Consider the following 26,919-nt stretch of genomic DNA (forward strand, 5'->3'; position numbering starts at 1 on the left):
AGCTGGGTCAACAGGTTCGGCCCACCGACGTACACCTCGTTTCCATCGACGTTTGCGCGAACCCCTCGGCCTTTGATCGCCTCGAAGTCGGTCGCGTCAGGTGCGGTGAGGTCCTGCTCGTCGGCGGCCTCGCGTATGGCTCGCGCGATCATGTGTTCGGAGTCGCTTTCGACGGCTGCTGCCAGCGCGAGAGCGTCGTCTTCTTCCACGCCCTCGACGGTCGCCATGTCGACGACGCCGTGTTCGCCTTCGGTGAGCGTCCCCGTCTTGTCGAAGATGATGGCGTCCAGGTTCCGCGCCTCCTCCATCGCGATACGGTCCCGGACCAGCATCCCGTTGCGAGCCGCCAATGACGTGTTGATTGCGACCACTAGGGGGATGGCGAGCCCGAGTGCGTGCGGGCAGGCGATGACGAGCACTGTGACGACGCGCTCGATGACCGTTGCGTCGAATGAGACCGCGAGCGTCCACGCGATTGCTGTCACGACTGCCGCCGCGAGGGCGACGTAGAACAGCCAGCCTGCCGCTCTGTCGGCCAGTACCTGTGTCTTGGATTTGCTCTGCTGGGCTTCCTCGACGAGGCGCATGATTCCCGCGAGCGTCGTCTCCTCGCCCGTCGCACCGACGCGCACGCGGAGGCTGCCGTCGCCGTTGATCGTCCCACCGATGACCTCGTCGCCGGGGTCTTTCGAGACCGGTTTCGATTCGCCCGTGATCATGGACTCGTTGACGTCGGAGTCTCCCTCTTCGACGACGCCGTCAGCAGGGACACTCGCACCCGGCCGGACGAGTACGAGGTCGCCCTCGGAGAGTTCACTCACCGGGACCTCCTCAGTGTCGCCGCCGTCGGTAATCCGCTCGGCGGTGTCCGGCATCAGCTTCGCCAGTTCGTCGACCGCACTCGAGGCCCGTCGCACCGACCGCATCTCGATCCAGTGCCCCAGCAGCATAATGTCGATCAGGGTGACGAGTTCCCAGAAGAACGCCGACTGCGTCGGGAAGACCACGCTCGCGAGGCTGTAGACGAACGCGACGGTGATCGCCATCGAGATGAGCGTCATCATCCCCGGCGACCGATCTTTCAGCTCCGGTACCGCCATCTGGAGGAACGGCATCCCACCGTACGCGAAGACGATGACCGCGAAGACGGGGTTGATCCACTCGCTGCCCGGGAACGCGGGGACGGAGAACCCGAGCCACTCCTGCAGCATTTCGCTGTATAGCAGGACTGGGATCGACAGGAGCGTCGAGACGAAGAAGCGCCGGCGGAACATCTGCTCGTGGCCCTTGTGCATCCCGCCATGCCCCTCACCGTGGCCCTCATGGGAACCGTGGTCGTGTCCTTCGCCCTCGTGTCCAGCGTGCTCGTGCTGCTCGTCGAGCACTGTCTCACTCTCCGCAGCAGGGTGTGCCTCTTCTTCCAGTAGGTCCTGTTCTACCCGCTGCTCGTCCGACTCGGCGTCCGATTCATCCTGCTCGCCGTGTTCGTGCTGGTGACTGCTGTCGTCCTGCTGGTGTTCCCCTCCAGGGAGATTCTCATTTGTATCTTTGTGGTCGTCCATAGCCCATATTCTCTGTAGAGGTGGATCCGCTGGCCCCCTGAATCTTCCCCACTGAACTGTACAGCAGGACCAGCGTAGCGAAGCTTCAAAGACAACGGTTGGCCGTTGTCTCGGAGTGGTCCGCGCGATTCTCAGGCGTAAGCGGTGTACCCGGCGTCTTCGACGGCCTCCACGAGAGCTGTGACATTTGCCTCACCATCGACGCTCGCCTGTTCGCTCTCCCTGTCGACGGTCACGTCAGTCACGCCGGATACCTCTTCGAGGGCCTCTTCGACCGTCTGCTCACAGTGACCGCACGTCATGCCTTCCACGATGATCGTCGTCGTCATACAGGGATACACACGGCCTCCTCTCTTTAGCGGATTTCCCCTTCGATCATACTGATATCGTGGGGCTCAAACTTTAGATTCAAAGCGATACCTGCGGCCGTAACGAACTAGACATCGGATGCGCCAGGTGTCAATAGCGAGAAGGCTCAAGTATCGTTGTGACGCTCCCTGTACGTCTTCGCCGCTAAAAAGACATAGAGTGCGCCGATAGCCCGAATGCCCAAGCGGAATCGCTCGTTCCATTCTATCGACTCTGGACGCTCGTACAGGAACGCGGTGGCAAATCTCTGATACAGGTCGGGAAATAAGAGGACTATCGCGCCGAACACGCCGGTAAGATTCATCAGCAACGCGTATGCTCGCCCGTTAAAGAGTGAAAGCGCAGCTATCAGAACACCCTCCGACCGGACTGCTGGACGTATCCACCCTCTCACTGTTCCCTCGTCTGGATTCGAAATCGCGAGTTTCTCGAAGAGCTCGACGATTTCGTCCGGGAACAGCGCTGAGATAGCGCCGAGGACACCGACGAGTGTTCGAATCATACGATATGGTACGACCGATATGGATATAACTCCCACTGCGACGCTACACTATCGAGAACGAGGGGAGTCCGAACAGTAGCGGCTTCGAACCGGGCACGACGCGCAGAGGCCGCTTGTCGAATGGGCGTCCTGAATCCTTATGGATTCGGGGCATACAGGGCGTAGAGGATAGACAGCATCCCGGCTGCGGTGACGAGTGCTGCGACGAATCCTGCTTCGAAGATCGACACCTGGAGGAGTTCGAAGAGGACGCCTTCAAGGAGGCCGCCAAGCCCGACCAATGCGAAGCCGGCGGCGACGTACAGGAGTAACTGCGTGTGATGTCGTTGGTACCCGCGATAGGCCTGATATGCGATGACCAGTGCTAACGCGGTCGTGAACAGTTTGCCGATGACGAATAGCGTGTGGTCCATGATTCAGTCTCCCCGCATTTCCTCGAAGATGGTCGTAATCCGGTCGGCGGGGTCAGGCTGGATGTCGATGTTGACGTCGAAGCCCTCCGCCTGCAGGAGGATTTCGATGCGTTCGAGGCGCGCCTCATACTCGCTGTAGTGCCGTCCCCCGGGGTCGACGTGCGTATACTCCTCGAGGAGGCCCTGCTCGACGAGGCGGGTGACACGGCGCGAGACGGTCGGGCGTGACATGTCACATTCCTCGCTGAGCTCCTTCGCAGACAGGCGGTCGGTCTTCGTCGCCACGAGGATGTCGCGGGCGTACTCGTCGTCGAGTGTCGCGAAGATTTCCGACGGGTCGGCCTCCTCAGTCACACGTCTCTACTCGCGACAGGAGCGTAATATAGCCCGCCGATTTTCTGACCCAGAACGCCGGCTCGCCGTTATATCGTCTCTGCCTCCGTACTGATAGTTGAAGGTGCAATAACTATGTCCACACTCGACTCCGGCATGAATCAGCTCGAGAGCAGAGTCGGCGGTCTGACCGTCGGCGGGAAAGTTCACAGTCTCAGTGCGTGGTTCGTGCTCGCGCTCCGTCTCATGATGGGCTACGCGTTCGCGTACTCCGGGTTCACGAAGATCACCGGCGAGTTCGCCGCGGGCGGTTACCTCACGAACGTCGCGGCGACGAACGGCAACCCGCTCGCGGGGATGTTCGCGTGGATGGGGAGTACGCCGTGGTTCGTCGAGTTCGCGAACGTGGCCGTCCCGTGGGGCGAGCTGTTCATCGGCCTCGGCCTGCTCGTCGGCGCGTTCGTCCGCCTCGCGGCGTTCTTCGGCGCGCTCATGATGCTCATGTTCTACTTCGGGAACTGGGACATGAGCCACGGGTTCATCAACGGGGACTTCGCGTACATGCTCGTGTTCCTCGCGGTCGCCGCGTTCGCCGCGGGCCGCATCCTGGGCCTCGACCAGTACATCGAGAACTACGACGTCGGTGGCGAGACGCTCGTTGAGCGCTACCCCGCCCTCGAATACATCCTCGGCTAACCACGCCGAACTCTCTTCAGGAGTACAATAATGCAAAATCCAATTCAAGCACGCGGGATTCGTTCTCTGGGACTCATCGTCATCGGAGCACTGACGCTAGCCGTCATCATTGGAATGACTCTGACGCACGCTGCTGTTCCAGATACAGTGATGTGGGACTGGCATGACGGGATGTGGAATGATGGTCACATGGCCGGGTGGGGAATATGGAGCTGGGGGATGATGTTGATCGGTTTGCTGTGGATGGCACTTCTGATCGCCCTTCCCGTCTACATCGTCTACTGGCTGACAACGCGGTCGCCATCGGACGGCCCCACCGAGGATAGCGCACTCGCTGTCCTCCAGGAACGGTACGCTCGCGGCGAAATCGACGACGAGGAGTTCGAACGCCGGCGCGCCCGACTCACGCCTGACGGCGGCCGTTACTGACTGTTCTTCCCCTATTCGTCGACTTCCGTCTTCACGACGGTCGCTGGGCGGGTCGTCAATCGAAGGACGCGGTCGGTCACGCTTCCGAGCAAGGCCCGGTATTCTTCCGGCCGGTGTTTCGTTCCAAGTACAAGTAGATCCATATCTTCGGCATCAGCATACCGTACAATCGTCTCAGCCGGTCGGCCGTGCTCAATTGCTTTGACAACATTGACACCGACCTCCTTCGCTTTATATTGGATGTCTGCGATTGTTTCCGTTCCAAGTTCTTCGAGGCCATGTTCTGGGCCTTCGGCTTCATCAACGTACTCGTCACCGCTGTATGCTGTTACGACGTCCTCATCGACTACATACAGAACATGAAGATCGGCATTATGGGCCTCTGCTAGCGCGATAGCATGGGATTCAGCTTCCTCAGAAGCAACTGTCCCGTCAGTCGAGAGCAAAACCGTATCGTACATTTCTCTTTACTTATTGAGACTAGATTATAAAAGCCAGCGCTCTTGGATAGTGGCGTAGCTGGTAACACTTTTTGTAACTTCACAAAGTTTGGAGATTGTCGTCTCTCACGGTTGAAGAGTGGAGGATTTCTATGACGACCAGCTGATGCTAAGCTATTTCCTGTTATGAGTCGTACTGATTAGCATGGGTACCAGACCAACTGACCTCCGGATGGATATTGGTCGTATTGCTGATGAGTCGGTCGCCCGTGTCACGCCTGACGCCACGGTTGCCGAGATCGCTCACACGATGATCTCCCAATCGCGGTGTGCCAGGTACGTGGTCGTCGAAGAATCCGATCAGATCTCTGGTATCATCACCGATCAAGACCTGATTGCTAACCTGCTCACCGAGGAAAGCGAGTTAAGTGTGCTCACAGCCGAGACGAGTGGAGACGACGTACGAGCTGCTGACGTGATGACGCGTGACCCACTTACTGTGCCAGCAGATGCTGAGATTCCAAAAGTCCTGAGACAAATGAACGAAGCGGGTGCTCGACACGTCCCGGTTGTTGAAGACGGGAGCGTTATCGGGATGATCACTCTGGACGATTTAATTACGCATGTTGCTGGTGAGAGCGCACACGTTTCAGCTCAGATGGATAACGTAGCGGGCATCATCCGAACAGAGTCTACGCACGATTGAAACGCTAATTTGGACTCAAAGTTTTTCGTGTTGCTTGTGCTTCCAGAAATAGAGTCAGTTGAGAGAGATTATCGCATGAGGAGCCGTCTAAGGACGTAGTGGAGGATGCCGCCGTGTTCGATATAGGTCACGGCGGCCGGCGTGCCGACCTGTGCTGTGACCGGGAACTCGACAGTCGACCCGTCCGCGCGCTCGGCGATAACGGTCAGTTCGTCCATCACATCGAGCCCGTCATCGAGGCCGTGGATCGTGAAGATCTCAGACCCATCCAGACCGAGAGATTCCCACGAGTCGCCATCATCGAACTGCAGGGGGAGCACACCCATGCCGACGAGGTTGTCGCGGTAGATGCGCTCGTAACTCTCGGCGATGGTTGCGCGAACACCGAGTAGGTCCGTTCCTTTCGCCGCCCAGTCCCGGCTGGAGCCGGTACCGAACTCTTCGCCTGCCATCACGACGAGCGGGACTCCCTCCTCGCGGTAGCGCTGGCTGGCTTCGAACACGGTCGTCTGCTCGTCGGTTGGGTGGTGGATCGTATAGCCACCCTCGACATCGTCGAGCATCTCGTTCTCGATGCGGACATTGGCGAACGTTCCCCGCATCATCACCTCGTGGTTGCCCCGGCGCGCGCCGTAGGTGTTGAACTCGTGCGGCTCAACGCCGTTATCGAGCAGCCACTGGCCGGCAGGGAGGTCAGATCCGAAGGGGCCAGCAGGGCTGATGTGGTCGGTCGTAACGGTATCGCCGAGTGTCAGCAGGCAGCGTGCATCCTCAATATCGGCGACGCCGGGTTTTTCGAGGGGGAAGTCCTGGAAGAACGGCGGCTCTCGGATGTATGTCGAGTTGTCGTCCCACTCGTAGACGTCACCTGTGGGCGCGTCGAGAGCAGCCCACCGCTCGTCACCCTCGAACACAGAGGCATACTTCTCCTCGAACATCTCAGGAGAGACGTTCTCGTGGATTGCTGCCTGCACGTCCGCTGCGTCGGGCCAGATGTCCGCCAGATACACCGATCCCCCCTCCTCGTCGGTGCCTAGCGGCTCGTTCTCGAGGTCGACGTCCATCCGCCCTGCGAGGCCGTAGGCGACGACGAGCGGCGGGCTCGCGAGGTAGTTCGCGCGGATCTTCGGGTGAATACGCGCCTCGAAGTTCCGATTTCCGGAGAGGACGCTCGTCGTCCAGAGGTCGTGGTCGTCGATCGCTTGCTCGATGGGATCGGGAAGTGGTCCGGCGTTCCCGATACAAGTGGTACAGCCGTAGCCGACGACCGCGTACCCGAGCTCTTCGAGATACGGAAGCAGGCCCGATTCCTCGAGGTACTGCGTGACGACGCGACTGCCGGGTGCGAGACTCGTCTTGACGTACGGCGGGACATCTAAACCTTTCTCGACGGCGTTCTGGGCAAGCAGACCAGCAGCGATCATCACCGACGGGTTCGAAGTGTTCGTACAGCTCGTGATGGCGCTGACGAGGACGTCTCCGTGTCCAATTTCCACTGTCTCACCGTCGAGGTCGACCTCAACGCGTTTGGTTAACGGGTGCAGTTCCGATTCGGGTTCGACCTGAACACCGCCGTCGGTCTCCGCACCAGCTGCATCACCTTCGCCGAGCCACCGCTGTAGGGCGTCTTCGTCGACATCATCGAGGTCGTCTTCGAACTCCCCGTGGAGAAGTCCCCGGAAGCTCTGTTTCACGTCCCCCATCGGAATCCGGTCCTGTGGCCGCTTATGTCCGGCGAGACTCGGCTCAACAGTCGAAAGATCGAACTCGACCACCTCGGTGTATTCCGGTTCCTGTTCTCCGAATAGCCCTTGCGCTTCGAGGTACTCGCGAACAAGGTCGATGTGGGCGGGGTCACGCCCGGTGAGTTCGAGATACTCGAGCGTCTGCTCGTCGACCGGGAACATACTGATCGTCGAGCCCTGTTCGGGCGCCATATTGGCGATCGTGGCCCGGTCGGGGACTGTGAGATTCTCCACACCAGGACCGAAGAATTCGACGAACCGGTCGACGACGCCGACCTCGCGGAGCCGTTCGGTGATGTGGAGCACGAGATCCGTCGCCGTCGCGCCCTCGGGTAATTCGCCTTCGAGGCGGACGCCGACGACCTCGGGAAGTTTCATCGTGACCGGCTGACCGAGCATTGCCGCTTCCGCTTCAATGCCGCCGACGCCCCAGCCGACCACACCGATGCCACCGATCATTGGGGTGTGGCTGTCCGTGCCGACGAGTGTGTCCGGCAGGAGCCATTTCTCACCGTCTCGCTCGCGGGCGTGGACGACCCGGCCCAGATGCTCGAGATTCACCTGGTGGACGATGCCGGTCCCCGGCGGGACGACGTTGAAGTTCTCGAAGGCGTTCTGCGCCCACTTGATCGCGCGATACCGTTCGGCGTTGCGCTCGTACTCCAGTTCGACGTTCTTCTCGTAGGCGTCCTCGGAGTCGAAGTAGTCGACTTGGACGCTGTGGTCGATTACGAGATCAATAGGGATCTCTGGTTCGACCAGAGTCGGGTCCCGATCTTTGCGGTCGACTTCGGATCGAAGGGCCGCCAGGTCGACAACTGCGGGCACGCCAGTGAGATCCTGTAGGACGACTCGTGATGGAGAGAACGGAACCTCTGCGTCCGGTACGTCTGGCTTCCAGCCAGCAGCATTCTTGACATCCGCTGCAGTAACAGTTTCGCCGTCGGCGTTCCGGAGCACCGACTCAAGCAGAATACGGATGCTCACAGGGAGCGTGTCGAGGTCACAGAGCCCCTGCTCTTCGAGTGCTCGAAGATCGGCCATCTTGTACGTCGTCCCGTCGACGTCGAGCTCGCGGACGGCATCGAACGGAAGTGTATCAGTCATAGTATCTACACCTGGGATTGGCAGTCGTATCAATCCCTCTCCGAATCCGATTCGACGAGAATCGGGATTTGTTACGCAGAGGCATCGTATCCAGCGTCTTCGACCACAGTCACAAGCTCATCCCGTTCAGCGGACCCCTCGACCGTCGCGGATTCTGAGTCACGATCCGCAGTAGCAGACGTAACCCCCTCAACTTCTTCGAGTGCCTCTTCGACGGTCTGCTCGCAATGTTCACAGGTCATTCCTTCGACGGTGATTGTCTGAGTCATATCCATTCGTAGATAGGGGCGAGTATTCTATGTGGTTTTCTGCTTAGAATCCAATGTTGTCGCAGCCCTGGATCACCGATTTCGAAGGTGTGTTGTGGGCAACAATAATGTATCCTGCGAGACGAAGCGGTCGTATGCGCAATTTGGATGAAACCGACTTAGAAATCCTCTCGTTACTCGCTGATGACGCCCGCCGCCCGTTCAGCGATATTGGCGAGGAGGTCGACTTGTCGGGGCCAGCCGTGTCTGACCGGGTAAAGCGATTACAGGAAGCTGGCATCATTAACAACTTCACGATTGACGTCAACCGGGCTCATCTCCGAGCTGGTGTACCGGTATTTATTCAGGCCGAAATCGGCTCAGCGTCGTTGGAGGCCGCCCGCGAGCGGGCTCGAGAGTCAGATGGCGTTGAACACGTCTTCACGACCTCCGAAGGAGATCTTTGGTTCTATGCCCGTGTTGAAGCCCAGAACGTACGTCAGTGGGTAGATGGACTCTTTAACGAGATCGATGTAGCAGATTACACCGTCACGCTAATTGACGAGCTTGAATGGACGCCGTCCGTTGATGGCGTCGAATTTGCACTCACCTGTGCTGAATGTAACAATACCGTTGATAATCAAGGTGAAACGACGAGAATCGACGGAGAGATCTATCACTTCTGTTGTCCGTCCTGTCTCACACGGTTCGACGATCGGTATCAGCGACTCGAAGAGGGAGCGTAACGCTGTCTTTGGAATCCAAATTTTCCTGCAGTCGAAACCCCGCCTCTCGAAGCAGTAAATCGCCTAAACCTAGACCCCGTATAGTAGAATAAGCATGACAAGCCAAACAATCCATCTTGATATCACGGGAATGTCCTGCGCCAACTGTTCGGCGACGATCCAGGACACTCTCGAATCGCTCGACGGGGTATCGGAGGCGGATGCGAACTTCGCCACCGACGAGGGTTCCGTCACCTACGACCCTGAAGAGGTATCGCTCAAAGAAATCTACGACGCGATCGACGAGGCCGGGTACGGCGCAGTCTCTGAGACGGTAACGATTGCCATCTCCGATATGACCTGTGCCAACTGCGCCGAGACCAACCAAACCGCTCTTGAAAATATTCCGGGCGTCGTTAATGCGGAGGTCAATTACGCAACCGACGAAGCACAGGTCACCTACAATCCTGCGGAAGTATCTATTGGTGCGCTGTACGATGCTATCGAGGAGGCTGGCTACTCGCCCGTCCGCGAAGATGGTGCCGACGAAGAGTCGGGCCAGGACGCACGAGATGCCGCCCGTCAAGCCGAAACTCGGAAGCAACTCAGGTTGACCCTCTTTGGGGCAGTGTTATCGGCACCGTTGCTCTTCTTCCTCATCGACAATTATCTGCTCGGTGGCGCGATCGTCCCTGAAGCCGTCTTCGGTGTGGAACTTGGCTGGGTTGAGTTCCTCCTCGCCACGCCGGTACAGGCGATCCTCGGCTGGCCGTTCTATAAGAACTCGTACAAGGCGATCGTGAAGAACGGCCGCGCCAATATGGACGTGCTGATTGCGATCGGTTCAACAACGGCCTATCTATACTCTGTGGCAGTCCTTGCTGAACTCATTGCAGGTGGACTTTATTTCGACACGGCAGCCCTCATCCTCGTGTTCATCACGTTGGGTAACTATCTCGAAGCTCGGTCGAAGGGCCAAGCGGGTGAGGCCCTCCGAAAGCTCCTCGAAATGGAAGCCGAAACGGCGACCATTGTCCGCGAGGACGGCAGTGAAGAAGAAGTTCCACTCGAAGAGGTCACAACTGGTGACCGGATGAAAATTCGTCCAGGTGAGAAGATTCCCACAGACGGTGTCGTTGTCGACGGTCAGTCTGCCGTCGACGAGTCAATGGTCACTGGCGAATCTGTGCCTGTCGAGAAAGAGGAGGGCGATGAGGTCGTCGGCTCGACGATTAACGAGAACGGCGTCCTTGTCGTGGAGGCGACGAAGGTTGGAGAAGACACGGCCCTCCAACAGATCGTCCAGACAGTCAAGGAGGCCCAGTCGCGCCAGCCCGACATCCAGAATCTCGCCGACCGCATCTCCGCGTACTTCGTGCCTGCGGTCATCGCGAACGCCCTTCTCTGGGGTGTCGTCTGGTTCCTGTTCCCCGAGGCTCTCGCTGGCTTCGTCGACTGGCTCCCGCTGTGGGGTCAGGTTGCTGGCGGCCCGGCCCCGGTCGGTGGGACCGTTTCAGTCTTCGAGTTCGCGATAATTGTCTTCGCGTCCTCGATCCTCATCGCCTGTCCCTGTGCGCTGGGGCTGGCGACGCCCGCAGCGACGATGGTCGGGACGACGATTGGTGCCCAGAACGGCGTCCTGTTCAAGGGCGGTGACATCCTCGAACGCGCAAAAGACGTCGACACGGTCGTCTTCGACAAGACGGGCACCCTCACGGAGGGTGAAATGGAACTCACCGACGTGGTCGTCTTTGATAGCGATGGAAATGTGGTGACTGACGGTGGCGAGCCGACCCCAGATGGTGGACAGCTCAGCACCCGTGAGCGCCTCTCAGAGGATGATGTGCTTCGACTGGCGGCGATAGCTGAAAGCGGCAGCGAACACCCGCTCGCCCGTGCAATCGTCGAAGGGGCCGAAGAACGCGGCCTGGACGTGACTGAGCCTGACGACTTCGAGAACGTTCCGGGCCACGGGATCAAAGCAGTCATTGGTGACAGCGAGGTGCTGGTCGGCAACCGCAAGCTGCTGCGGGACAACGGGATCGACCCCTCTCCCGCTGAGGAGACGATGGAACGCCTCGAGAACGAGGGGAAGACGGCGATGCTGGTCGCCTACGAGGGGGAGCTCGTGGGTGTGGTCGCCGACGCCGACACAGTGAAGGAAAGCTCCAAGCAGGCTGTCACAGCACTCCAAGAGCGGGGAGTTGACGTGATGATGATTACGGGCGACAACGAGCGAACTGCCCGTGCGGTCGCTAAACAGGTGGGTATCGACCCGAAGAACGTCCGCGCAGGAGTCCTTCCTGAGGACAAGTCCAACGCGGTCGACAGTATTCAAGACGAGGGCCGGCAGGCGATGATGGTCGGTGACGGCGTCAACGACGCTCCGGCACTCGCGGTCGCACACGTCGGGACAGCAATCGGCTCCGGCACCGACGTCGCCATCGAAGCTGCAGACGTCACGCTGATGCGAGACGACCCGCTCGACGTGGTAAAGGCGATCCGAATCTCAGACGCGACACTCCAGAAGATCAAACAGAACCTCGTGTGGGCGCTCGGTTACAACACGGCGATGATTCCGTTAGCGTCGCTCGGCCTCCTCCAGCCCGTGCTCGCTGCAGCAGCAATGGCGTTCTCGTCGGTGTCGGTGCTGACGAACAGTCTCCTGTTCCGGCGGTACACCCCCGATCACGACTACAAGCTCTTCGGATTTCTTCGCTAACCGTCACCTCTAGATCAATGTCGAATATTTCCCGGCACACGGTTCGAAGGTACCTCGTCGAGACAGCCAGTAGCGAACCGACATACCTCCGGGCTCGCGAGATTGCCAGCGACCTCGACGGATCTCCCAAGGCAGTCGCGCAGTATCTCAGCCAGCTCCAGGACGAACTCACAATCGTTTCACTCGAACAGTGGGGGCGCTCGAAAAGCACGACGTGGCGATTGGAGGTGAACGGGTCGTGAGTACTGTCACCCGCCGCGTCGAGACTGTCCTTCCGGAGACCGGCTCACGCGAGTGGTGGGCGCTGTACCTGCTGGCCCCGCTCGTCCTCCTCGGTGGGGGCATCCTCGTGTTTCCGACGTTGGTCTACGACCGGTTCATCTGGCAGTATCTCTGGGGACCAGTCGTCGCCGATGCGGCCGGTCAGCCAGTCACGCACGAGGGGGTTCGTGCTGTCCAGGGCTACAACGCGGTGAACACGGTAATCTACCTCGCGGCAGTCGTATACAGCCTCCCCGGACTACGTGCGTATCTCGACCAACTCGACGTCACGTTCGACGCACGACTGGCCTACGGGTTCGCTCCGATCATCATCGCAGGTGGGGCGATGCGCGCCCTCGAGGATCTCGGGCTGCTCGGGGACTACGCGGTGTGGTTCATCACGCCATCGATTTACATCGTCGTCACCGCTGTCACCATCCTCGCGCTCGGTGTCGGTGCACTCTTGCGTGACCAAAATATCGGATCTATCCCGCTAACAGTCGGGCTCGTCGGGTCGGTGTGGGCTGTCGGGGCCGTCTGGTGGGCTGTTTGGCACGGCCTCTCGACATCGACCCCACTCCGCCTATGGGTTCCTGTCGCGACGACGGGGATAGCGCTCGGCGTAACCGCACTCTACTACTGGGGCGCGAGTTTCGTCAATATCACACACCTTCGACACCCGCTAATTCTGCTGGCCGTTTTCGGCCAGTTGTGGGACGCTGCGCAGAATCTCATCGGTGTGACGTTCCTCGGCTACTCCCCAAAGCTGGTCGTGACGAATCTCGTGTACCAGGCGACTGGATTCTCCGGATCGACGTTCGTGCTGAAACTCGTCGTGACTGTCGGCATCGTGTGGTATCTCGCCGATGCGAAAGAGGAGATGAATCACACGTGGTGGTGGCTTATGACGTTCTTCATCGGAGCGATCGGACTCCCGATGGGCGTTCGTGGGTCACTTCGGATGCTGTTGGGAGCTTAACGATGGCCTCAAAGATTGGCAAAAACCGATGACACGAACGTCCAAAATTGCGGTAATAGGTGGAGGGATGGCCGGGCTTGCAGCAGCTGCTGGATTCGACGACGCTGGATTCGTCGTCGAACTATATGAGCGGCAGTCCTACGATAGCAAACGCGTTAATTGCGGAGAAGCGATGACAGCGGTATCGAAGATCCCACTTGAGCCGACTGTAGAGAACGGCTTTCTCAATCCGCTGCCAGCGATGGAAGTGGAGGTGTATGACGGAATCGACGCCGATCGCCACCGCACTGGAGCCGGCACCTTTCCTGCTGCGGATACATATATAACGGACCGAAATGTCGTTGAGCAGTCCTGGGCAGAACAACTCTCAGAGAAGGGTGTTGACATCCACGAAAACCAGTCTATCACACGGACAGATTTCCACGAGTTCACCGATGAGTATGATCTCGTCGTTGATGCAACCGGTCAGCCATCACTCTCTAGTAAAGCGCTCGGAACAACCAACGAGTATTCAGGATATATGGTAGCGCTTAACAGTGATGTCGAAGGGGACTTCACCGAGTTGTACCCGAACAGCCGGATAATTCTGGAGAACTATACAGGGTACTCGTGGGCATTCCCGAAGACATCGCAACGAGCCAACGTTGGTATCGGCTGGACGGTCAGTGACCGGCCTAGTGATTATATGAAGGCATTGAGGGAAGCCTGTAAGCGGAATGGGTGGCCAGTCCCGTCGCAGGAACGGACGAACGTCGCAATCATTCCCGAGGGACCAAGCCTTGATCCCGACAGAACCTATCTACCGGAGCATTCCGTCGTACGGGTGGGTGATGCTGCAGGTATCGCAAACCGACTCACCGGAAAGGGGATCTCACAGGCCGTTGAATCGGGATTCTTGGCCGCAGAGTTGGCTAACAGCGGCCAATTACACAATTTTCCTGACAGTTTATATCAGAGGATGAAAACGGAGTACATTTTCGCCACAGTTGTGAGATACTTTCTTGAAACTCGTAATCCCAAGGTTCTGGGAGCAGCAATTCGTGCCGCTGCCGGGATCGATATTGAAGACGTTGACCGGTCTCCGAGTACAGTTCTACTGCGTCTCCTCCGCCACCCTGTTTTGTTTGCCCGTATTTTCTCGAGACGACGAGTTTTAAACCGTGTCTATGGAGGAATGACTAACCAATGGGAGTTGATTAATTGACATCCGCTCGAGTTAAATTCTCAGAATCTGTTAGCTACTGGGAGGATCGGTAAGTACAGAGGATTAAATCAGCAAATGGAGTCCCTCAAGCGAATTTTCCGAGATCCAGAATTCGGTGGGCTCGGCTTCATCAGTGTTCCCGCTTACACGCCCCAGCACACAATCAGTCCGTAGAGGGTGACCGAATTCCTTCTTGAGAATCATCCAACTCACCTCGGATATCCGCGTTCCTGAAATGAGCCCCGACTCTTAGAAATCACGAACACCATCAATCTTTTTTACTACATCTGACAAAATCAGCCGTGAGGTGAAGTATGCCATGTCAACTCAATCCATCCGTACGAATTTTCTCGGAACCGAGACGTCGTTCTCGGTCTCGGGAGCCTGGTTGTCGTATTGGATCCTGCTGCTCCGGCTGACCGCCGGGTGGTGGATGCTCCACGCTGGCCTTGACAAAATCTGGGCGTGGCCCTTCGACGCCAGCTGGTTCGTCGGCGGAGCCGCTCAGGGCACGATTCTCGCCCCCTTCGTCACGCCGTTCAGCGACGGCATCCTGTTGGCGTTCGTCAACGTGGCGGTACCGCTTGGGCAAACCGCCATCGGTCTCGGGCTGATACTCGGTGTCCTCACGAGGACCGCCGCCTTCTTTGGTGCCTTCATGATGCTGTTCTTCTACTTCATCAACGGCTACGGTGGCGGCTGGGCCAACGGTATGGTCACGGGTGAACTCCTTGGGATCATGGTCTTCGGAACCATTGTGGCACTTGGAGCGGGCGGCGTCCTGGCAGTCGATAACCGCCTGCGTGAGATGGAACTGTTCGAGAACACGCGATTACGGAAACTCCTCGGGTGACTACCAATGAGTGACTTATCAACGGCAGACCAAATCGCCATGTACGTCGGCGGTGGCCTGGTTGTCTTGGGCGTCGTCGTGATCGGCCTGCTCGACATGCTACTGGGAGCCGGGCACCCAGTCGATAGCGAGGGAGCAATCGAACACGCTGCAGTGGTCCCCATCGACATTAGGGCGGGCATCATCCTGCTCGGCTTGGTGATTTGGGGACTCGTCGCCGTTTACAAGTTTGCCGCAGGGTCGGCACCGTCGGGATCGACTACGGGCCAAACCCCATCCGGCATGGACGACTAGTTCAACAACTCAGTCCGTGGAGTCATTTGCCAGTTAACTTTTCGCGTTGCTCGCACTAACGTCCATCTGATGCACCTAAACGTGAAGACAAACACGATTTTTAGGAGTAGCCCTGTCGTTTCTTGGTTTTCCTTCTGGTCAGTACGCGCGCTTTATTCAGCAGAACGAACTTAACACTCTTTGGTTTGGTAGAAGAAACGGGGATTAATACGCAATTAGAATTTCCAAATTTAAGACTGAAATTAGTATATTACAAATAATATTTCAATATAGCCTTGACTTCCGATTCTGGTTTGTCTTTCGAAGAAAGGTGTACGGGTGTTTTTTCAATTCAGCTGTCCTTCGGTTAATCGTTAGAACGGGGTAATCTGCTTCCTCGATCACTTGAGCTGCGACGCTTCCCTGTAATAGCCGACGAATGCCAGTCAATCCTCGTGTCCCCATTGTAACAAGGTCGATGTCAGTCACCTCAGTGTATTTGAGAATCTCCTGCTGAGGTTGACCAAAGCTCAACGTAGTTCGGACAGGAACGTCCAAGGTCGCTGCCTTCTCCGTAATGTCCTCCAAGAGCCGAGTTCCCCGCTGTTCCCAAGAGTCAGTGACCTCTTCCCACGTGAATCCAGGCCGACTCGAATAGGACTGTTCGGAAATGATAAAAAGTCCATGTAGGGTTGCATCATACCGTTTAGCAATTTGTAGCCCATGTTTGAAGGCCACAGATGCCTCGTCGTATCCATCCGTAGGCACGAGAATATCTGTGAACTGACTAGTAGATAACTCTCCTACCGGATCAGAGGGATCCATATCAGGTATCGTCAAGACAGGAAGAGAGATATTTTGAATGATGTGGCTGGAGACGTCTCTCCGGAGAATTCGTGCTAATCTAGTCTGTGTAGGTTTCTGGTGGACAAGCAAATCGATATCATTCTCCTCAGCGTATTCCCGAATAACACCTGGAGAGTGCCCACTATCCACTGCTGGTATCACATTGAGTCCGAGCGAGTGGGCCTGATCCACCACGGGTTCAATTACCGCTGCTGCGTCCCATTCCTCTTGTTTAGTGACTTGATCGGATTCCACCTCCGTGCGTTCCTCATCTTGAATATATAACACGTGGAGAGCCGCATCATACGTTTCTGCAAGTGATAGGCCATATTGGACCACTGAGTCCCTTATATCAGCTCCGTAGAGTGGAATGAGGATCTGGTTGTACAGGTTGATGTCCGCACCTTCTCGAACTTCTAGATGGCTGGGGGAGTTCATACATATCTATACGTAACGACGATTTACCGTGCTTTCTGTTAAGAATCGAAACCGGGAGAACAGTCTCTGGGGTGGTGACTTGAGGCTTTTATCGCAAGTAACTCGCTATAGCACGTCTATTTCGAAAAGAGTGGAGACGTCGTTTGGAGTCGCATCAGTTCGACGAGAGCGTATTTCCCACAGTTTCGAGGAGTGAAGTGTCGGAGTCGGTGCGACGAGTCATGCTCTGGGTCATGTTGGGCGCAATTTAAGGCCGATATGCTCGTTGACGGAAAACCGTCACGGCAGCACCCTCGACCGATGAGGGTCGCCACATAGAGACGAATACGGGACTCTGACCTTTGGGGTTTCCTCCTCAGAACTGAAAGTCACCTTCCCCGTCGTGCTTGAATCCGTTCTCAATACACAGGAAAGGTCGACGTACAATTGAATACTTCCGAGCCAAGTGACGAGCATATGGAACGGGCCGTAACTCGTCGCGAACTACTACGGGTCGGTGCGACGACAGTCGCACTCGGAACCGCCGGTTGTTTGGGGTCATCGAGTGGGGATGAGTGGGATATCGAGGGAACGCTAGCGGTGACGAACGCCCAACAATACAGTTCACCAGGCTGTAGCTGTTGTGGAAAATATGCGTCGTACCTGCGGGAACAGCTCGACACGACGCTCGGGGAAACCGAAACCGAGGACGTGACGGATCTCAAGCGCCAACACGGTATTCCATCGGATCTACAGAGCTGTCACACACTCGTCCTCGACGAGTACGTCGTCGAAGGACATGTTCCTGCCGAGGTTATCGCGACGATGCTCGAGGAAGAGCCGGCGATTGACGGCATCGCGTTGCCCGGGATGCCGGCTGGATCGCCGGGGATGGGCGGGACGAAGTCCGACACATTCACCGTCTACAAACTCGGCGGCGGAAAGACAGGTGACGTGTACACCGAAATCTGAACAGAAAACACCTGGTCAAGATACTTTGGGACGGCAGTCGACACCCTAAACAATGATTCGACGACTCCTCCACGATCTCGGATACGTGCTTGCATACGTCCTTTTCCTCGGCGCGAATACGCCAGAATCGGTCGTTACCCGTCTTCGCATCGCCTATCGCCTTGTCGGTGTCCGGATCGTCGAGACGCCACAGGTTGATTCGGTCGAACGGACGATCTTCCTGTGTCCGTACCGAAATCTGGGCACTACGTGGGTTAGGGAGAAGTGGATCTGTCACGACATCCTGGACCGCGTCGACGACGGATACGTGACGTATCTCCGACGGCACAAGGGAATCGACTACCAGCGTCCTCGCGGGTGTGCCGACCTCGCGTACTGCGACGAATCCGAGTACTGCTATTCGGAGGTTTCCGAACTCGAGTAGGTGGCCGATGGATCAGAGTACTCTCCGCCACCGAATCACCGACCAGTTTTCTTACCGCGGCGAGCGAGCCGATATCTGGCGGGCGTTCGACCTCCTGTTCGATACTGACGAGTTCCTCAATCTCGGCTACTCGGAGTGGTACCAGCCACATATAGCCGGTTCGAGTCAACGTCGCCTCGTCACGGAAGTCGGCTCAAGGGTCGCGTCGCATCTACCCACAACCGACGGAGTGCGCCTCCTCGATGTCGGCTGCGGTCGGGGGGGTCCAGCCCTCCACCTCGCCTATCAGTTCGGCTTCAACGTCACTGGTGTCGACCTCGTTCCGTACAACATCCAGATGGCAACCGAGAACGCACGGGGTAAGCACCTCGATTCCGAGTTCATCATCGGTGACGCGACACAACTCCCGTTTACCAGGGACTCGTTTACCGCGTGTACAGCCATCGACGCACTCGTATACCTCCCCGAGCGGAATCGCGTTTTCGCTACAGTCGCAGATACCCTCGAACCCGAGGGGGTTCTCGTAGTCTCCGATCTCGTGATGCAGTCAGACGTGACTGAAACGGAACGGAGATTGGTCGATTCATTTGCGGATGCGTGGGATATGCCGTCCTTGGGTACTGTTGAAGGATACAAAGCTGCTCTCGACGAGACGAGCTTTGAGCTCAAAGCGGTCGAAGATATCACGAAACACAGCGTCGGACGCTTCCGAAAGTGGACGACGCTGTACCTCCAGCTACTCACGAGCCCGCTCCGGGCTCTCATTGAACGACTGTTAGGAGCGTATGATCTCGATCCCCCAGCGATTACTGAGCAGGTACGGAAGGCTCACCACGCGCTGCCGTTCCTGCGACACGTTATCTTCGTTGCGGAACTAGAGACTACTTGACTGCTACTTGCACGGCGCAAGAAAGAATCGGATCGTCACGTCGACGCTTGAGCATCCACGAATTTGGATGGACCTGTGGGGTCTTCACTGCTCGTGATTGTCGTGTGGTGGATCGTGACCCATAGGTTTAGAATTGGTTCAGACTCCAGTATTTATATAGGACACAGATAGGAATCCGTTGGTATACTCGAACGATAGTTCGGGATTGTGAGGTACTAACCGTTGATTGTGGAGTCAGAAAAGCCAAACCGTGCAGCACGGCTCAAATCGCTATGTATCCCGACTTTGGATTGCTAAGAACAAATTGCTTGATTCAGGCCCTCGTACCATTGATGTGGGGTGAAACCGAATGGCAACTGATCCAGTCTGTGGAATGGACGTCGATGAAAGTGATCCGGCGGCCACAGCTGAGTACGACGGTCAGACGTACTACTTCTGTGCCGAGGGCTGCAAGGAGACGTTCACCTCGACACCGGAGGAGTACGTCTAACCGTCACACCCCACACCTGCGTCGTAGCTCCCCCACACCCACCCCCATTCCGCCTTTCGATGACCCAACCAGAACTTGACGACACGGATCGCGAAATCCTCCGTCTTTTAGCGGAGAACGCGAGACGACCCTACAGCACTATTGCTGAGGCTGTAAATCTTTCACCCCCGTCCGTTTCAGCACGCGTCCGTCAGTTGGAGCAAGAAGATGTCATTCGTCGATTCACCGTTGATCTCGACCTCACACAGTACGAAAACCGGATACACGTCATGGTACGCCTCCAGCCTGAGCTCGGAAAGACGGATTCTCTTCGAGAATCGATCCTCGAGACCCCAGCCGTAGAACACGTATTCACAACTGCGGAGCGCGAAATCGTAGCTGTTGCGACGCCGCCGCGGAATACAGTCGGAAACTGGGCGCAGCAATATCTACCACTGACTGACGTGCGGCGATACGACGTACAACTGCTGTCGAACGCTGCTCAATCAGCGTATGCCGAGGGGACTGAATCCGCACTCAAATGTGCAAATTGCGGAACCACTGTCGGTGAAGACGGACTAGCCACCCGTGTCGGTGGTTCACTCCAGCAGTTTTGCAGTGAGAACTGTGAAACAACGTATAGGGAACAGTATACAGAAAGTCAAGAGAAATCTGATGCTTAGAGTCTAGCATTAGCTGTATACTCAATTCCTGATTGCTTACGAGTTTGCTGCAAATAGTTTTGATTTGAAACAGTAATCGCAGTGAATTAGAAGCGTGTGTATACACCTATGGAAGCGTCCACAACCACCAAAGGAGAAGCTACAAGCAACAAGGTACTCGTCCGTGCTAATGAGATTGAAAAAACGTACGGATCGAGTTTTCCATTTACGCGGTCAGTGACCGTCCTCACCGATGCCGATCTCGAAATTCGGACGGGGGAAATCGTCGGGATCGTCGGCGCGAACGGGTCGGGCAAATCCACGCTCATGAACATCCTCGTCGGTGTCCTCGAACAGGATTCCGGAACAGTCGAACGGACGGGAACCGTTGGCTGGTGTCCACAGGAACCACTGCTTTACGACCGCTTGACGGTCGGAGAGACGTTCCGACTGTTCGGTTCCGGATACGGAATGACCGCCGAAGAAATCGACGAGGCCAAACACCGCTTGGCGTCGAAACTCGATTTCGAGCAGTACCTTGACTACCGAATCGACCAACTCAGTGGTGGAAACCGGCAGAAAATCAATCTCAGTATCGCCCTGATGCACGATCCGGACATCCTCATGCTGGACGAGCCCTACACTGGATTCGACTGGGAAACGTATCTCACGTTCTGGGATCTCGCCGAGGAACTCGCTGCCGACGGAACAGCTGTCACGATGATTTCACACCTGATCGAAGAGCAAAGTCGTCTCGACCGCATCTATGAGGTTCGTGACGGACAGGTCTACGACGTGACTGACCAGGAAGGCGAGACTGATGCAACGGCCAGTGAACGGGGGGAAGAGACCGATGAATAGGGTTTGGACGGGGATTCGGGCGAACGTCTCCACCTTCCTCAGAACCCCCCTGAATGTTGTCCTAGCACTTCTCCTTCCGATTGTCGTTATCGAAGGCTGGGGACAAGCAATGGCTGGGTTACCAAGTATGCCGACGGTCGAGGCGATTCCGATCGAGCTAGGTCGCCTTCTCGGAGCGATATTCGGGGTCGCCATCATTGCCGGCCTGATGGGACTCGCGCAGATGATTAGTGCGCGTGCAGCCGATCGGCGACTCGTTCAGACAGGCTATCCACCCCGAACACTGCTTGCGACTCGATTAGCGGCGCTCGGAGGAGTGACCGTTGTCGTGGCTGCCGTAAACTACGGCGTTCTCTGGCTGACGATTTCACCGGGAGCCCCTGTCCTGACGTTCGTATTCCTCGTACTTGCCGGCCTCGTCTATGCGTTTCTTGGCGCACTCGTCGGGGCGCTCCTTCCACGACTGTTCGAAGGCTCGCTCGTCGTGGTGTTCCTTGCAATGATGGATGCGTTCCTCAGTGGCGACAGTCCGCTGGCCGCCGACGTTCCCGAGTTCGTGGAATACTTCCCGCTCTATCATCCAAAGGAACTCCTTCAGGAGGCGATGTTCCAAGGCACATATACGACGGGTGATCTCGGCTTCGTCGCCGGATACCTGCTAGTCCTGCTTGTACTCGTCACCGCAGTGTTCGGAGTGACGATGCGCACCAGTGGTGGGTGGTCCGCATGAGTCGTACGACAACGGCGTTCACAATCGGCATCAAAGAACAGGCGCGAAACTACGTCCTCGTCGCTCTACTGGTCGTCCTACCGGTCTCGTTCATCACGTTGGCGTTCGCAGTCACCCAGGACGTCGAGATGCCGGTTCGGACGCTCGTCGACGGTGAGACGGTGACGGTCATGCGAGGGATGCCTGAGGTCCACGGCGTGATTATGACGCCGATTACGAGCGCCCTCATCGCCGGACTCGCCGGGTTGTTCCTGATGCGAGAAGCCAAAGACACGGACGGTCGTCTGGCAGTCGCCGGCTATCGTGCACGACAGGTAATCACTGCCCGGTTTGGGGTTCTCGCAGCAATTACTCTCATCGTCACCGGTGTCTCAGTTGGTGTGATGCTCGTCGATTTCCAGCCTGAGCATCTCTGGTGGTTCGTCGCAGCGATGCTCGTCGTCTCGGTCACGTATGGTCTCATCGGGATGCTCGTCGGGGCCGTTTTCGACCGCCTAGCCGGGATGTGGCTAATGCTGATTCTCCCGATGCTCGATATCGGACTCTTCCAGGATCCGCTGTTCATCCAGTCCGAGCCCGAATGGTGGATGAAACTACTCCCCGGCTATTGGCCCGTCCGTGTGATGGTCGATACCGGACTCACAACGGACGTAGATACGACTCTCTCATTGGTGTGGGCTACTGGATACCTCCTCCTCGTAGCTGTCCTCACAATCGGCGTCTACTACCGAATTACACAGGAGAAGTAAGATCAGGCCAGTAGACTACTTACTCCGGTAACTGTAGGGGAGAAGACCCAAACAGCACTATATCCAGCTTCGCTCAATTGGATAGTTTGACTCGGATTTCACTACGACCGTCTGATCGGGCAAACGGTTCGGTGGACTCTGGTTGCTGCTGTGTCCCTCGTTCTCTGGGCACCGATGAGTGCGGCTTACGTTCCGCGGAGAAGTGCCGCGGCGTAGGAACAGGTCTTCGAAGGACTCCTGAGCGAGGGACCTCAGGCGTGTAGAAATGGCGACGACACCGCGCCTTACCGAGATGGGTCTTCACTCCCAGTCTCCAACCGTTCACGACGCTTCTGGAACTCTTCTTCGTCGATCTCGCCTCGTGCGTAACGACGTTGGAGGGTTTCCATAGCGGAATCGTCACTCTCTGGAGGTGCATCGCCTCGACCCATTGCCCAGTAGAGGAAGCCGCCGACCAGCCCCAGCATCCCGAGTGCCCCGCCGACGAACGGCAGCCCACCGAACCATCCACCGTTCCGGCCGTGCATCATCCCTGGACCCATCATTCCGCCATCGGTACTCCCACTGCCGTCGACGTCCGAGCCGACGGCAACGGCGCCGTTCTGGACGATCGTTTCGCTGTCTGGGACCTCGCCGTCCGGGATCGGGCTGTCTTCAGCTGGACCGCCAGGGCTACCAACGACGATGCGACCGACCATGCCGACCGTCTTGTGAGGGATGCAGTAGTAGTCGTACGTTCCGGGCACCTCGAACGTGTGCTCGAAGCTCCCCTGCGAGATGGTCCCGCTGTCGAAGGCGGTGGCGTCGGCGGGAACGCGGTCCGGATAGGCCGTCGCCGAGTGAGCTCCGGCTGCTATCTCGAAGCGGACGGTCGTGCCAGGTTCGACGTGGAGCCCGATCGGGTCGAAGTAGTTGTTGCCCATCTTCACGACGGGCGTCTCCTGTGCGGCGACTGGTTGGGTGAATCCCGCACTCGCGACTGTGCCAGCACCGAGCGCTCCCAGGAACTGGCGTCTACTGTAGTCTGTCATTGTAGCTGGTTGGCTTCTGTTATCCACGGATGATGCTGGCGAGCCGGTTCGTGAGTCCGGGCGATTGCTGGCCGGCGCTCTCGATGGCAGCCTCCAATTCGTCCCGGTCGACGATGCCGATGAACTCGGCCGTCTGTTCCCCGTTTGCATACACGAGCGTCGTTGGCGTCTTTCGGACACCGTACTCCTCGGCCGTCTCCAGATCGGTCTGGATGTCGACCTCCCGGAACTCGACATCCGGATACGCATCTTCGATACCCTCGTTTTTCTCTCGCTGCGTTGCGCACGCTCCACAAGTCTCCTGTGTGAACAGGATAACTTCCGTCATAGTAGCTAGTATGGTCTTATGCTTTTAGCACACTTCTATTCACATCCGAAAGCTGTGAGGGTCACAGATTTCGGATTCCAAGGGGCCGGACGTGAGTAACGCCGGAGGTTGGTGGTCGGACCGTCACTCCGAGCGTTCGAGCTTGTTCCGACGCGCCTCGAACTCTTCCTCGGTGAGATCTCCGCGGGCGTATGCCATACGCAGCTCCTCCATTGCGGGATTCCGCGACGACTGCGATGCCGTCACGCGACGGAAGACGAGATATCCGCCACCGAGCAGGAGGAGGAGGAAGACCAGCTGGACGAGCATCCCGACGAGTGGCCACCAGCCGCTGGTCGTCCCGTATCCACCCATCATTCCACCGTATCCCATCATCCCGCCGAATCCCATCCCCATCGTGAGCAAGGGGAGGACGATGATCGCCCCGAGGATGAGGAGGACGATGGTTGTGGTGTCGAGTTGGTTTGATGATGTCATGGTTCAGATCTCGGTCGATGATTCGAGTTCGTCCGCGACGCTGGCGAGAACGCGTTCGAACCGGTCGTGGACCTCGTTCGCGATCGAGTCGAGTGCCTCGTTGTCGGCGATGCCGACGAGCTGTTGTGGGTCGACGGCACTCACCATGACCTCGCCGCCGTCGGTTTCGTAGACAATGACGTTACACGGGAGGAGTGCGCCGAGTTCGATCTCTTCGTTCAGGCCCTCGTGTGCCAGCCCCGGGTTGCACGCACCGAGGATGCAGTACTGTCGAAACTCCTCGCCGAGTTTCTCCTCGAGCGTCGCTTGGACGTCGATGTCACAGAGGACGCCGAATCCTTCGTCTTTGAGCGCCGCAATCGTCGTGTCGACGACGTCGTCGAACTCACCGGTGACTGAAGTCTGTATTGTGTATTCCATGAAGTATCATACCCCGTCTACGGGGTTAACGGTTGGGTGCCGCAACGGCGGCCGTTGGGAATATGATGTATCGGCTGGAACAGCAGCTGCTCCAGTCATCCGGTGCGTTCGAGCTGTTCTCGCCGCCGATCGAATTCGTCATCCGAGAGCTCTCCGCGGGCGTAGCGCTCACGGAGAACCGACAGCGACTGCTCTTCGTTCCCACCGGAGCCTCGATTGAGGAGCGCATAGACAATGTAGAGCGGAACGGCGATGAGGAGCCCCATCCAGAGGAACCCCCAGAGCCCCATCGCTCCACCGAAGAGGCCCCAGCCGCCCCCCATCATGCCGCCGCCGTAGCTCCCACTACCGTGGGCAACAGCCGGTCCAGTCGCCGCAACTAGCAGCGGGACGGCGAGGATCGCGAGTCGCCGAGCAGTGCGTCCGATGTGAGTGGTGAGTTGCGTCATTATCTTGCGTTGGTGAGTTGTGGTGTTCGATTGGAGCGATCGAAACGGCCAGAGCCGTCAGCAGTGGCCCTGCCCGTACATCCCGCCGTTGTAGCCGTCGTCAGCCCCGTCGTGGTATTCCCCGTCAGCCATGTCCTGGGCCATCTCGTCGACGGTCACACCCATGTGCGACTCCATCCACTCGACGCTACCCGGGCCCATGTGTTCGGTCATCTGTGCCTCCATCCAAGTGGCCCATTCATCTGCGGTGGCATTGTCCGTAGGCGCGTCGTCAGCGGTCGTTGCGTTGTCGTGTGCGCTGACTGCCGGTGCGGCGAACGCGAGTCCGACAATCGCGAGCGCCACGAGCAGCCACCGGCCGAGTTTGAAGTTGGTCATTGTCTCTCTCCTCGGTTACTCGTAGGCCTGCTCGGGAGTTATCGACATGGGTGTGAATCCATACAGGAGAACGTTCGAGAACGTCTATAACATCTTCTAACCGTTTTGCTCGAGGGAGACCGTTCATACCTACGGAATTCGAGAGGGAGAGCGCCCGATAGATAGCGACTATTTTCCCGGTTGTTGCTGCCGAAGGTCATCACTCGGATACACACGATAGGTCCGACCCTGTCGTTCCCGATACAGCAGACCTCGCTCCTCGAGTGAACTCACGGTCTGGCTTACTTTACTCTTCGAGAACTCAGATCGATCCCGAAGTTCAATCTGCGTGATTCCGGGGGAGTTCAGGACGGGTTCGAGGACGCGTCGTTCATCATCCGGTAAGAGATCGAGAACGCGTGCTTGGGGGTCCGATTCAGGATTGATAGACGTCGCCGGTGCAGCGTCATCATCCATCGACGTAGCTGTTGCCGCCGATGTCTGTGCAGGATCGACAGGCGCCGTTGTGTCGGCCACTTCTGGATCGGTGAGTTCTCCCCGGACCACGTAATAGACGCCACCGATAACGCCAGCAACCAGCAGGGTTCCAACCACGTACCAGAGGGGGTCTGGGCCGTGCATCGTTCCCATAGATGAACCCATCATTGACCCCATCGATTGCTCGATAGCCCGACGCTGTTGATAGGCCCGCCAACTGAGTACCCCGCCGGCCAGGAGAACGAACCCGAGAAGCACACCGACGACAGTATCTGCTCGACGGCGATTCATATGACAGCCCCGAGTTGCGGGATTTGACTATTCATACCGTCTATTTGAGCGCAGTAGGTGTGACAATTGCGGATTGAAACTGTGATGATGAACCCCATCACAGCGGATGAACCACAGTGCGATCATCAGTGGTCATGATCGTGATCGTGGCTCGATATTTGCGGGCTTTGATTAGTAAATTCCGTTGGTTCTTCTTCGAACGTACGCTTGCATTTCTTTGAGCAAAAATAGTACGTCGTCCCATCGTGGGACGCACTCGGGCCCTCATCGTCGGTTCGCATCCCGCACACCGGATCTCGATACTGACCTGGTGCGCCGAGTCCCCGCCGGTAGACATACAGAAGGAACCCGGAGAGCGCAAAGGCGATAATATTGAGGTAGAACGTGTAGTTGAGCTCGAAGTACGTCTGTTCAGTCGCCGTCTCGCCGCCCGCCAGATCTGGAACGATACCCAGCGCGTCGAACAGCAGCTCCATGAGGAA

At 57.5% G+C, this 26,919-nt stretch carries 35 protein-coding genes; 18 read left to right on the plus strand and 17 right to left on the minus strand.

The features are described 5' to 3' along the window. The 5 genes from IEX91_RS15735 to IEX91_RS15755 form a co-directional block, all read right to left on the minus strand. The coding region (locus IEX91_RS15735; protein ID WP_188880178.1) for a heavy metal translocating P-type ATPase at nucleotides 1-1,562 on the minus strand (1,562 nt) is incomplete at its 3' end. Between the two features lie 131 nt (nucleotides 1,563-1,693). Beyond that, a complete protein-coding gene (locus IEX91_RS15740; RefSeq protein WP_004594582.1) occupies nucleotides 1,694-1,891 on the minus strand; it encodes a heavy-metal-associated domain-containing protein in 198 nt (65 codons plus the stop codon). 146 nt (nucleotides 1,892-2,037) lie between these two features. Beyond that, complete coding sequence (locus IEX91_RS15745) at nucleotides 2,038-2,433, minus strand: hypothetical protein (protein WP_004594583.1); 396 nt, start codon at nucleotides 2,431-2,433, stop codon at nucleotides 2,038-2,040. 137 nt (nucleotides 2,434-2,570) lie between these two features. Further along, a complete protein-coding gene (locus tag IEX91_RS15750; RefSeq protein WP_004594584.1) occupies nucleotides 2,571-2,846 on the minus strand; it encodes a DUF7521 family protein in 276 nt (91 codons plus the stop codon). 3 nt (nucleotides 2,847-2,849) lie between these two features. Next, nucleotides 2,850-3,200, minus strand: a complete 351-nt coding sequence (locus IEX91_RS15755) for an ArsR/SmtB family transcription factor (protein WP_092817278.1) — start codon at nucleotides 3,198-3,200, stop codon at nucleotides 2,850-2,852. 114 nt (nucleotides 3,201-3,314) lie between these two features. On the opposite strand from IEX91_RS15755, the gene IEX91_RS15760 reads away from it, so the two are divergent. Beyond that, nucleotides 3,315-3,875 carry a DoxX family protein gene (locus tag IEX91_RS15760; protein ID WP_092817279.1) on the plus strand — a complete coding sequence of 187 codons (561 nt, stop codon included), beginning with the start codon at nucleotides 3,315-3,317 and terminating at the stop codon, nucleotides 3,873-3,875. A gap of 114 nt (nucleotides 3,876-3,989) precedes the next feature. After that, nucleotides 3,990-4,304: an SHOCT domain-containing protein gene (locus IEX91_RS15765; RefSeq protein ID WP_156586790.1), complete on the plus strand. Its 315-nt coding sequence runs from the start codon at nucleotides 3,990-3,992 to the stop codon at nucleotides 4,302-4,304. An 11-nt stretch (nucleotides 4,305-4,315) separates the two neighbouring features. Here IEX91_RS15765 and IEX91_RS15770 read toward each other — a convergent pair whose 3' ends face one another. Continuing rightward, entirely contained in the window at nucleotides 4,316-4,765 is a 450-nt protein-coding gene (locus IEX91_RS15770; RefSeq protein ID WP_092817280.1) for a universal stress protein, read from the minus strand. Nucleotides 4,766-4,949: 184 nt separating this feature from the next. On the opposite strand from IEX91_RS15770, the gene IEX91_RS15775 reads away from it, so the two are divergent. Further along, complete coding sequence (locus IEX91_RS15775) at nucleotides 4,950-5,450, plus strand: CBS domain-containing protein (protein WP_188880179.1); 501 nt, start codon at nucleotides 4,950-4,952, stop codon at nucleotides 5,448-5,450. A gap of 68 nt (nucleotides 5,451-5,518) precedes the next feature. Here IEX91_RS15775 and acnA read toward each other — a convergent pair whose 3' ends face one another. Both acnA and IEX91_RS15785 read right to left on the minus strand, forming a co-directional pair. Beyond that, entirely contained in the window at nucleotides 5,519-8,302 is a 2,784-nt protein-coding gene (gene acnA, locus IEX91_RS15780; RefSeq protein WP_095638031.1) for an aconitate hydratase AcnA, read from the minus strand. 71 nt (nucleotides 8,303-8,373) lie between these two features. Beyond that, nucleotides 8,374-8,571, minus strand: coding sequence for a heavy-metal-associated domain-containing protein (locus IEX91_RS15785; protein WP_049938510.1), 198 nt, complete (start codon nucleotides 8,569-8,571; stop codon nucleotides 8,374-8,376). A 134-nt stretch (nucleotides 8,572-8,705) separates the two neighbouring features. On the opposite strand from IEX91_RS15785, the gene IEX91_RS15790 reads away from it, so the two are divergent. From IEX91_RS15790 to IEX91_RS15815, 7 genes are all read left to right on the plus strand, one after another. Beyond that, nucleotides 8,706-9,296, plus strand: a complete 591-nt coding sequence (locus tag IEX91_RS15790) for an AsnC family transcriptional regulator (protein ID WP_049986206.1) — start codon at nucleotides 8,706-8,708, stop codon at nucleotides 9,294-9,296. A 94-nt stretch (nucleotides 9,297-9,390) separates the two neighbouring features. Then, entirely contained in the window at nucleotides 9,391-11,997 is a 2,607-nt protein-coding gene (locus tag IEX91_RS15795; RefSeq protein ID WP_004594598.1) for a heavy metal translocating P-type ATPase, read from the plus strand. 17 nt (nucleotides 11,998-12,014) lie between these two features. Beyond that, on the plus strand, nucleotides 12,015-12,239 hold the full coding sequence (locus IEX91_RS16825; RefSeq protein ID WP_004594599.1) for a DUF7123 family protein: 225 nt from the start codon (nucleotides 12,015-12,017) through the stop codon (nucleotides 12,237-12,239). Then, entirely contained in the window at nucleotides 12,236-13,237 is a 1,002-nt protein-coding gene (locus IEX91_RS15800) for a DUF63 family protein (protein ID WP_004594600.1), read from the plus strand. Before IEX91_RS16825 ends, IEX91_RS15800 begins: the two co-directional genes overlap by 4 nt. A 28-nt stretch (nucleotides 13,238-13,265) precedes the next feature. Then, entirely contained in the window at nucleotides 13,266-14,441 is a 1,176-nt protein-coding gene (locus IEX91_RS15805) for an NAD(P)/FAD-dependent oxidoreductase (RefSeq protein WP_011222414.1), read from the plus strand. 307 nt (nucleotides 14,442-14,748) lie between these two features. Beyond that, nucleotides 14,749-15,294, plus strand: coding sequence for a DoxX family protein (locus tag IEX91_RS15810; RefSeq protein ID WP_229772977.1), 546 nt, complete (start codon nucleotides 14,749-14,751; stop codon nucleotides 15,292-15,294). A gap of 6 nt (nucleotides 15,295-15,300) precedes the next feature. Continuing rightward, entirely contained in the window at nucleotides 15,301-15,588 is a 288-nt protein-coding gene (locus tag IEX91_RS15815; RefSeq protein ID WP_004594603.1) for a hypothetical protein, read from the plus strand. 264 nt (nucleotides 15,589-15,852) lie between these two features. On the opposite strand, the gene IEX91_RS15820 is transcribed toward IEX91_RS15815, so the two are convergent. After that, nucleotides 15,853-16,851: a universal stress protein gene (locus tag IEX91_RS15820; RefSeq protein ID WP_004594604.1), complete on the minus strand. Its 999-nt coding sequence runs from the start codon at nucleotides 16,849-16,851 to the stop codon at nucleotides 15,853-15,855. A 579-nt stretch (nucleotides 16,852-17,430) separates the two neighbouring features. Between IEX91_RS15820 and IEX91_RS15825 the strand changes: the two genes are divergently transcribed. From IEX91_RS15825 to IEX91_RS15860, 8 genes are all read left to right on the plus strand, one after another. Beyond that, complete coding sequence (locus IEX91_RS15825) at nucleotides 17,431-17,802, plus strand: DUF411 domain-containing protein (RefSeq protein WP_229772983.1); 372 nt, start codon at nucleotides 17,431-17,433, stop codon at nucleotides 17,800-17,802. Between the two features lie 52 nt (nucleotides 17,803-17,854). Then, on the plus strand, nucleotides 17,855-18,226 hold the full coding sequence (locus tag IEX91_RS15830; RefSeq protein WP_004594606.1) for a hypothetical protein: 372 nt from the start codon (nucleotides 17,855-17,857) through the stop codon (nucleotides 18,224-18,226). 7 nt (nucleotides 18,227-18,233) lie between these two features. Then, nucleotides 18,234-19,115, plus strand: a complete 882-nt coding sequence (locus tag IEX91_RS15835) for a class I SAM-dependent methyltransferase (RefSeq protein WP_004594607.1) — start codon at nucleotides 18,234-18,236, stop codon at nucleotides 19,113-19,115. A 349-nt stretch (nucleotides 19,116-19,464) separates the two neighbouring features. After that, entirely contained in the window at nucleotides 19,465-19,605 is a 141-nt protein-coding gene (locus IEX91_RS15840) for a YHS domain-containing protein (protein ID WP_011222411.1), read from the plus strand. Between the two features lie 59 nt (nucleotides 19,606-19,664). Then, on the plus strand, nucleotides 19,665-20,267 hold the full coding sequence (locus IEX91_RS15845; protein ID WP_188880181.1) for an AsnC family transcriptional regulator: 603 nt from the start codon (nucleotides 19,665-19,667) through the stop codon (nucleotides 20,265-20,267). A 216-nt stretch (nucleotides 20,268-20,483) separates the two neighbouring features. Beyond that, complete coding sequence (locus IEX91_RS15850; protein ID WP_188880183.1) at nucleotides 20,484-21,107, plus strand: ABC transporter ATP-binding protein; 624 nt, start codon at nucleotides 20,484-20,486, stop codon at nucleotides 21,105-21,107. A 127-nt stretch (nucleotides 21,108-21,234) separates the two neighbouring features. Then, the gene (locus IEX91_RS15855) at nucleotides 21,235-21,837 is read left to right on the plus strand and encodes an ABC transporter permease (RefSeq protein ID WP_004594611.1); all 603 of its coding nucleotides are present in this window, start codon (nucleotides 21,235-21,237) and stop codon (nucleotides 21,835-21,837) included. Continuing rightward, a complete protein-coding gene (locus IEX91_RS15860; protein WP_004594612.1) occupies nucleotides 21,834-22,586 on the plus strand; it encodes an ABC transporter permease in 753 nt (250 codons plus the stop codon). Before IEX91_RS15855 ends, IEX91_RS15860 begins: the two co-directional genes overlap by 4 nt. Before the next feature lie 284 nt (nucleotides 22,587-22,870). Here IEX91_RS15860 and IEX91_RS15865 read toward each other — a convergent pair whose 3' ends face one another. The 8 genes from IEX91_RS15865 to IEX91_RS15900 form a co-directional block, all read right to left on the minus strand. After that, complete coding sequence (locus IEX91_RS15865) at nucleotides 22,871-23,617, minus strand: plastocyanin/azurin family copper-binding protein (RefSeq protein WP_004594613.1); 747 nt, start codon at nucleotides 23,615-23,617, stop codon at nucleotides 22,871-22,873. A gap of 19 nt (nucleotides 23,618-23,636) precedes the next feature. Further along, complete coding sequence (locus IEX91_RS15870) at nucleotides 23,637-23,945, minus strand: thioredoxin family protein (RefSeq protein ID WP_004594614.1); 309 nt, start codon at nucleotides 23,943-23,945, stop codon at nucleotides 23,637-23,639. Between the two features lie 123 nt (nucleotides 23,946-24,068). Next, nucleotides 24,069-24,422: an SHOCT domain-containing protein gene (locus tag IEX91_RS15875; protein WP_004594615.1), complete on the minus strand. Its 354-nt coding sequence runs from the start codon at nucleotides 24,420-24,422 to the stop codon at nucleotides 24,069-24,071. Nucleotides 24,423-24,425: 3 nt separating this feature from the next. Next, entirely contained in the window at nucleotides 24,426-24,842 is a 417-nt protein-coding gene (locus IEX91_RS15880; RefSeq protein ID WP_004594616.1) for a DUF302 domain-containing protein, read from the minus strand. 95 nt (nucleotides 24,843-24,937) lie between these two features. Continuing rightward, a complete protein-coding gene (locus tag IEX91_RS15885; protein ID WP_004594617.1) occupies nucleotides 24,938-25,291 on the minus strand; it encodes an SHOCT domain-containing protein in 354 nt (117 codons plus the stop codon). A gap of 57 nt (nucleotides 25,292-25,348) precedes the next feature. Further along, nucleotides 25,349-25,669 carry a hypothetical protein gene (locus tag IEX91_RS15890; RefSeq protein ID WP_004594618.1) on the minus strand — a complete coding sequence of 107 codons (321 nt, stop codon included), beginning with the start codon at nucleotides 25,667-25,669 and terminating at the stop codon, nucleotides 25,349-25,351. A gap of 168 nt (nucleotides 25,670-25,837) precedes the next feature. Continuing rightward, nucleotides 25,838-26,437, minus strand: coding sequence for a helix-turn-helix transcriptional regulator (locus tag IEX91_RS15895; protein WP_011222408.1), 600 nt, complete (start codon nucleotides 26,435-26,437; stop codon nucleotides 25,838-25,840). 125 nt (nucleotides 26,438-26,562) lie between these two features. Beyond that, the coding region (locus IEX91_RS15900; protein ID WP_188880185.1) for a YHS domain-containing protein at nucleotides 26,563-26,919 on the minus strand (357 nt) is incomplete at its 5' end.

The sequence above is a fragment of the Halarchaeum nitratireducens genome (assembly GCF_014647155.1).
Taxonomy (GTDB): Archaea; Halobacteriota; Halobacteria; order Halobacteriales; family Halobacteriaceae; genus Halarchaeum; species Halarchaeum nitratireducens.

Excerpts from the sequence above, each read along its gene's own strand:
- IEX91_RS15740 (WP_004594582.1), bottom strand. The coding sequence starts at position 1,891 with ATGACGACGACGATCATCGTGGAAGGCATGACGTGCGGTCACTGTGAG.
- IEX91_RS15745 (WP_004594583.1), bottom strand. The coding sequence starts at position 2,433 with ATGATTCGAACACTCGTCGGTGTCCTCGGCGCTATCTCAGCGCTGTTC.
- IEX91_RS15750 (WP_004594584.1), bottom strand. The coding sequence starts at position 2,846 with ATGGACCACACGCTATTCGTCATCGGCAAACTGTTCACGACCGCGTTA.
- IEX91_RS15760 (WP_092817279.1), top strand. The coding sequence starts at position 3,315 with ATGTCCACACTCGACTCCGGCATGAATCAGCTCGAGAGCAGAGTCGGC.
- IEX91_RS15765 (WP_156586790.1), top strand. The coding sequence starts at position 3,990 with ATGACTCTGACGCACGCTGCTGTTCCAGATACAGTGATGTGGGACTGG.
- IEX91_RS15770 (WP_092817280.1), bottom strand. The coding sequence starts at position 4,765 with ATGTACGATACGGTTTTGCTCTCGACTGACGGGACAGTTGCTTCTGAG.
- IEX91_RS15775 (WP_188880179.1), top strand. The coding sequence starts at position 4,950 with ATGGGTACCAGACCAACTGACCTCCGGATGGATATTGGTCGTATTGCT.
- acnA (WP_095638031.1), bottom strand. The coding sequence starts at position 8,302 with ATGACTGATACACTTCCGTTCGATGCCGTCCGCGAGCTCGACGTCGAC.
- IEX91_RS15785 (WP_049938510.1), bottom strand. The coding sequence starts at position 8,571 with ATGACTCAGACAATCACCGTCGAAGGAATGACCTGTGAACATTGCGAG.
- IEX91_RS15790 (WP_049986206.1), top strand. The coding sequence starts at position 8,706 with ATGCGCAATTTGGATGAAACCGACTTAGAAATCCTCTCGTTACTCGCT.
- IEX91_RS15795 (WP_004594598.1), top strand. The coding sequence starts at position 9,391 with ATGACAAGCCAAACAATCCATCTTGATATCACGGGAATGTCCTGCGCC.
- IEX91_RS16825 (WP_004594599.1), top strand. The coding sequence starts at position 12,015 with ATGTCGAATATTTCCCGGCACACGGTTCGAAGGTACCTCGTCGAGACA.
- IEX91_RS15805 (WP_011222414.1), top strand. The coding sequence starts at position 13,266 with ATGACACGAACGTCCAAAATTGCGGTAATAGGTGGAGGGATGGCCGGG.
- IEX91_RS15815 (WP_004594603.1), top strand. The coding sequence starts at position 15,301 with ATGAGTGACTTATCAACGGCAGACCAAATCGCCATGTACGTCGGCGGT.
- IEX91_RS15820 (WP_004594604.1), bottom strand. The coding sequence starts at position 16,851 with ATGAACTCCCCCAGCCATCTAGAAGTTCGAGAAGGTGCGGACATCAAC.
- IEX91_RS15830 (WP_004594606.1), top strand. The coding sequence starts at position 17,855 with ATGATTCGACGACTCCTCCACGATCTCGGATACGTGCTTGCATACGTC.
- IEX91_RS15835 (WP_004594607.1), top strand. The coding sequence starts at position 18,234 with ATGGATCAGAGTACTCTCCGCCACCGAATCACCGACCAGTTTTCTTAC.
- IEX91_RS15840 (WP_011222411.1), top strand. The coding sequence starts at position 19,465 with ATGGCAACTGATCCAGTCTGTGGAATGGACGTCGATGAAAGTGATCCG.
- IEX91_RS15845 (WP_188880181.1), top strand. The coding sequence starts at position 19,665 with ATGACCCAACCAGAACTTGACGACACGGATCGCGAAATCCTCCGTCTT.
- IEX91_RS15855 (WP_004594611.1), top strand. The coding sequence starts at position 21,235 with ATGCCGACGGTCGAGGCGATTCCGATCGAGCTAGGTCGCCTTCTCGGA.
- IEX91_RS15860 (WP_004594612.1), top strand. The coding sequence starts at position 21,834 with ATGAGTCGTACGACAACGGCGTTCACAATCGGCATCAAAGAACAGGCG.
- IEX91_RS15865 (WP_004594613.1), bottom strand. The coding sequence starts at position 23,617 with ATGACAGACTACAGTAGACGCCAGTTCCTGGGAGCGCTCGGTGCTGGC.
- IEX91_RS15870 (WP_004594614.1), bottom strand. The coding sequence starts at position 23,945 with ATGACGGAAGTTATCCTGTTCACACAGGAGACTTGTGGAGCGTGCGCA.
- IEX91_RS15875 (WP_004594615.1), bottom strand. The coding sequence starts at position 24,422 with ATGACATCATCAAACCAACTCGACACCACAACCATCGTCCTCCTCATC.
- IEX91_RS15880 (WP_004594616.1), bottom strand. The coding sequence starts at position 24,842 with ATGGAATACACAATACAGACTTCAGTCACCGGTGAGTTCGACGACGTC.
- IEX91_RS15885 (WP_004594617.1), bottom strand. The coding sequence starts at position 25,291 with ATGACGCAACTCACCACTCACATCGGACGCACTGCTCGGCGACTCGCG.
- IEX91_RS15890 (WP_004594618.1), bottom strand. The coding sequence starts at position 25,669 with ATGACCAACTTCAAACTCGGCCGGTGGCTGCTCGTGGCGCTCGCGATT.
- IEX91_RS15895 (WP_011222408.1), bottom strand. The coding sequence starts at position 26,437 with ATGAATCGCCGTCGAGCAGATACTGTCGTCGGTGTGCTTCTCGGGTTC.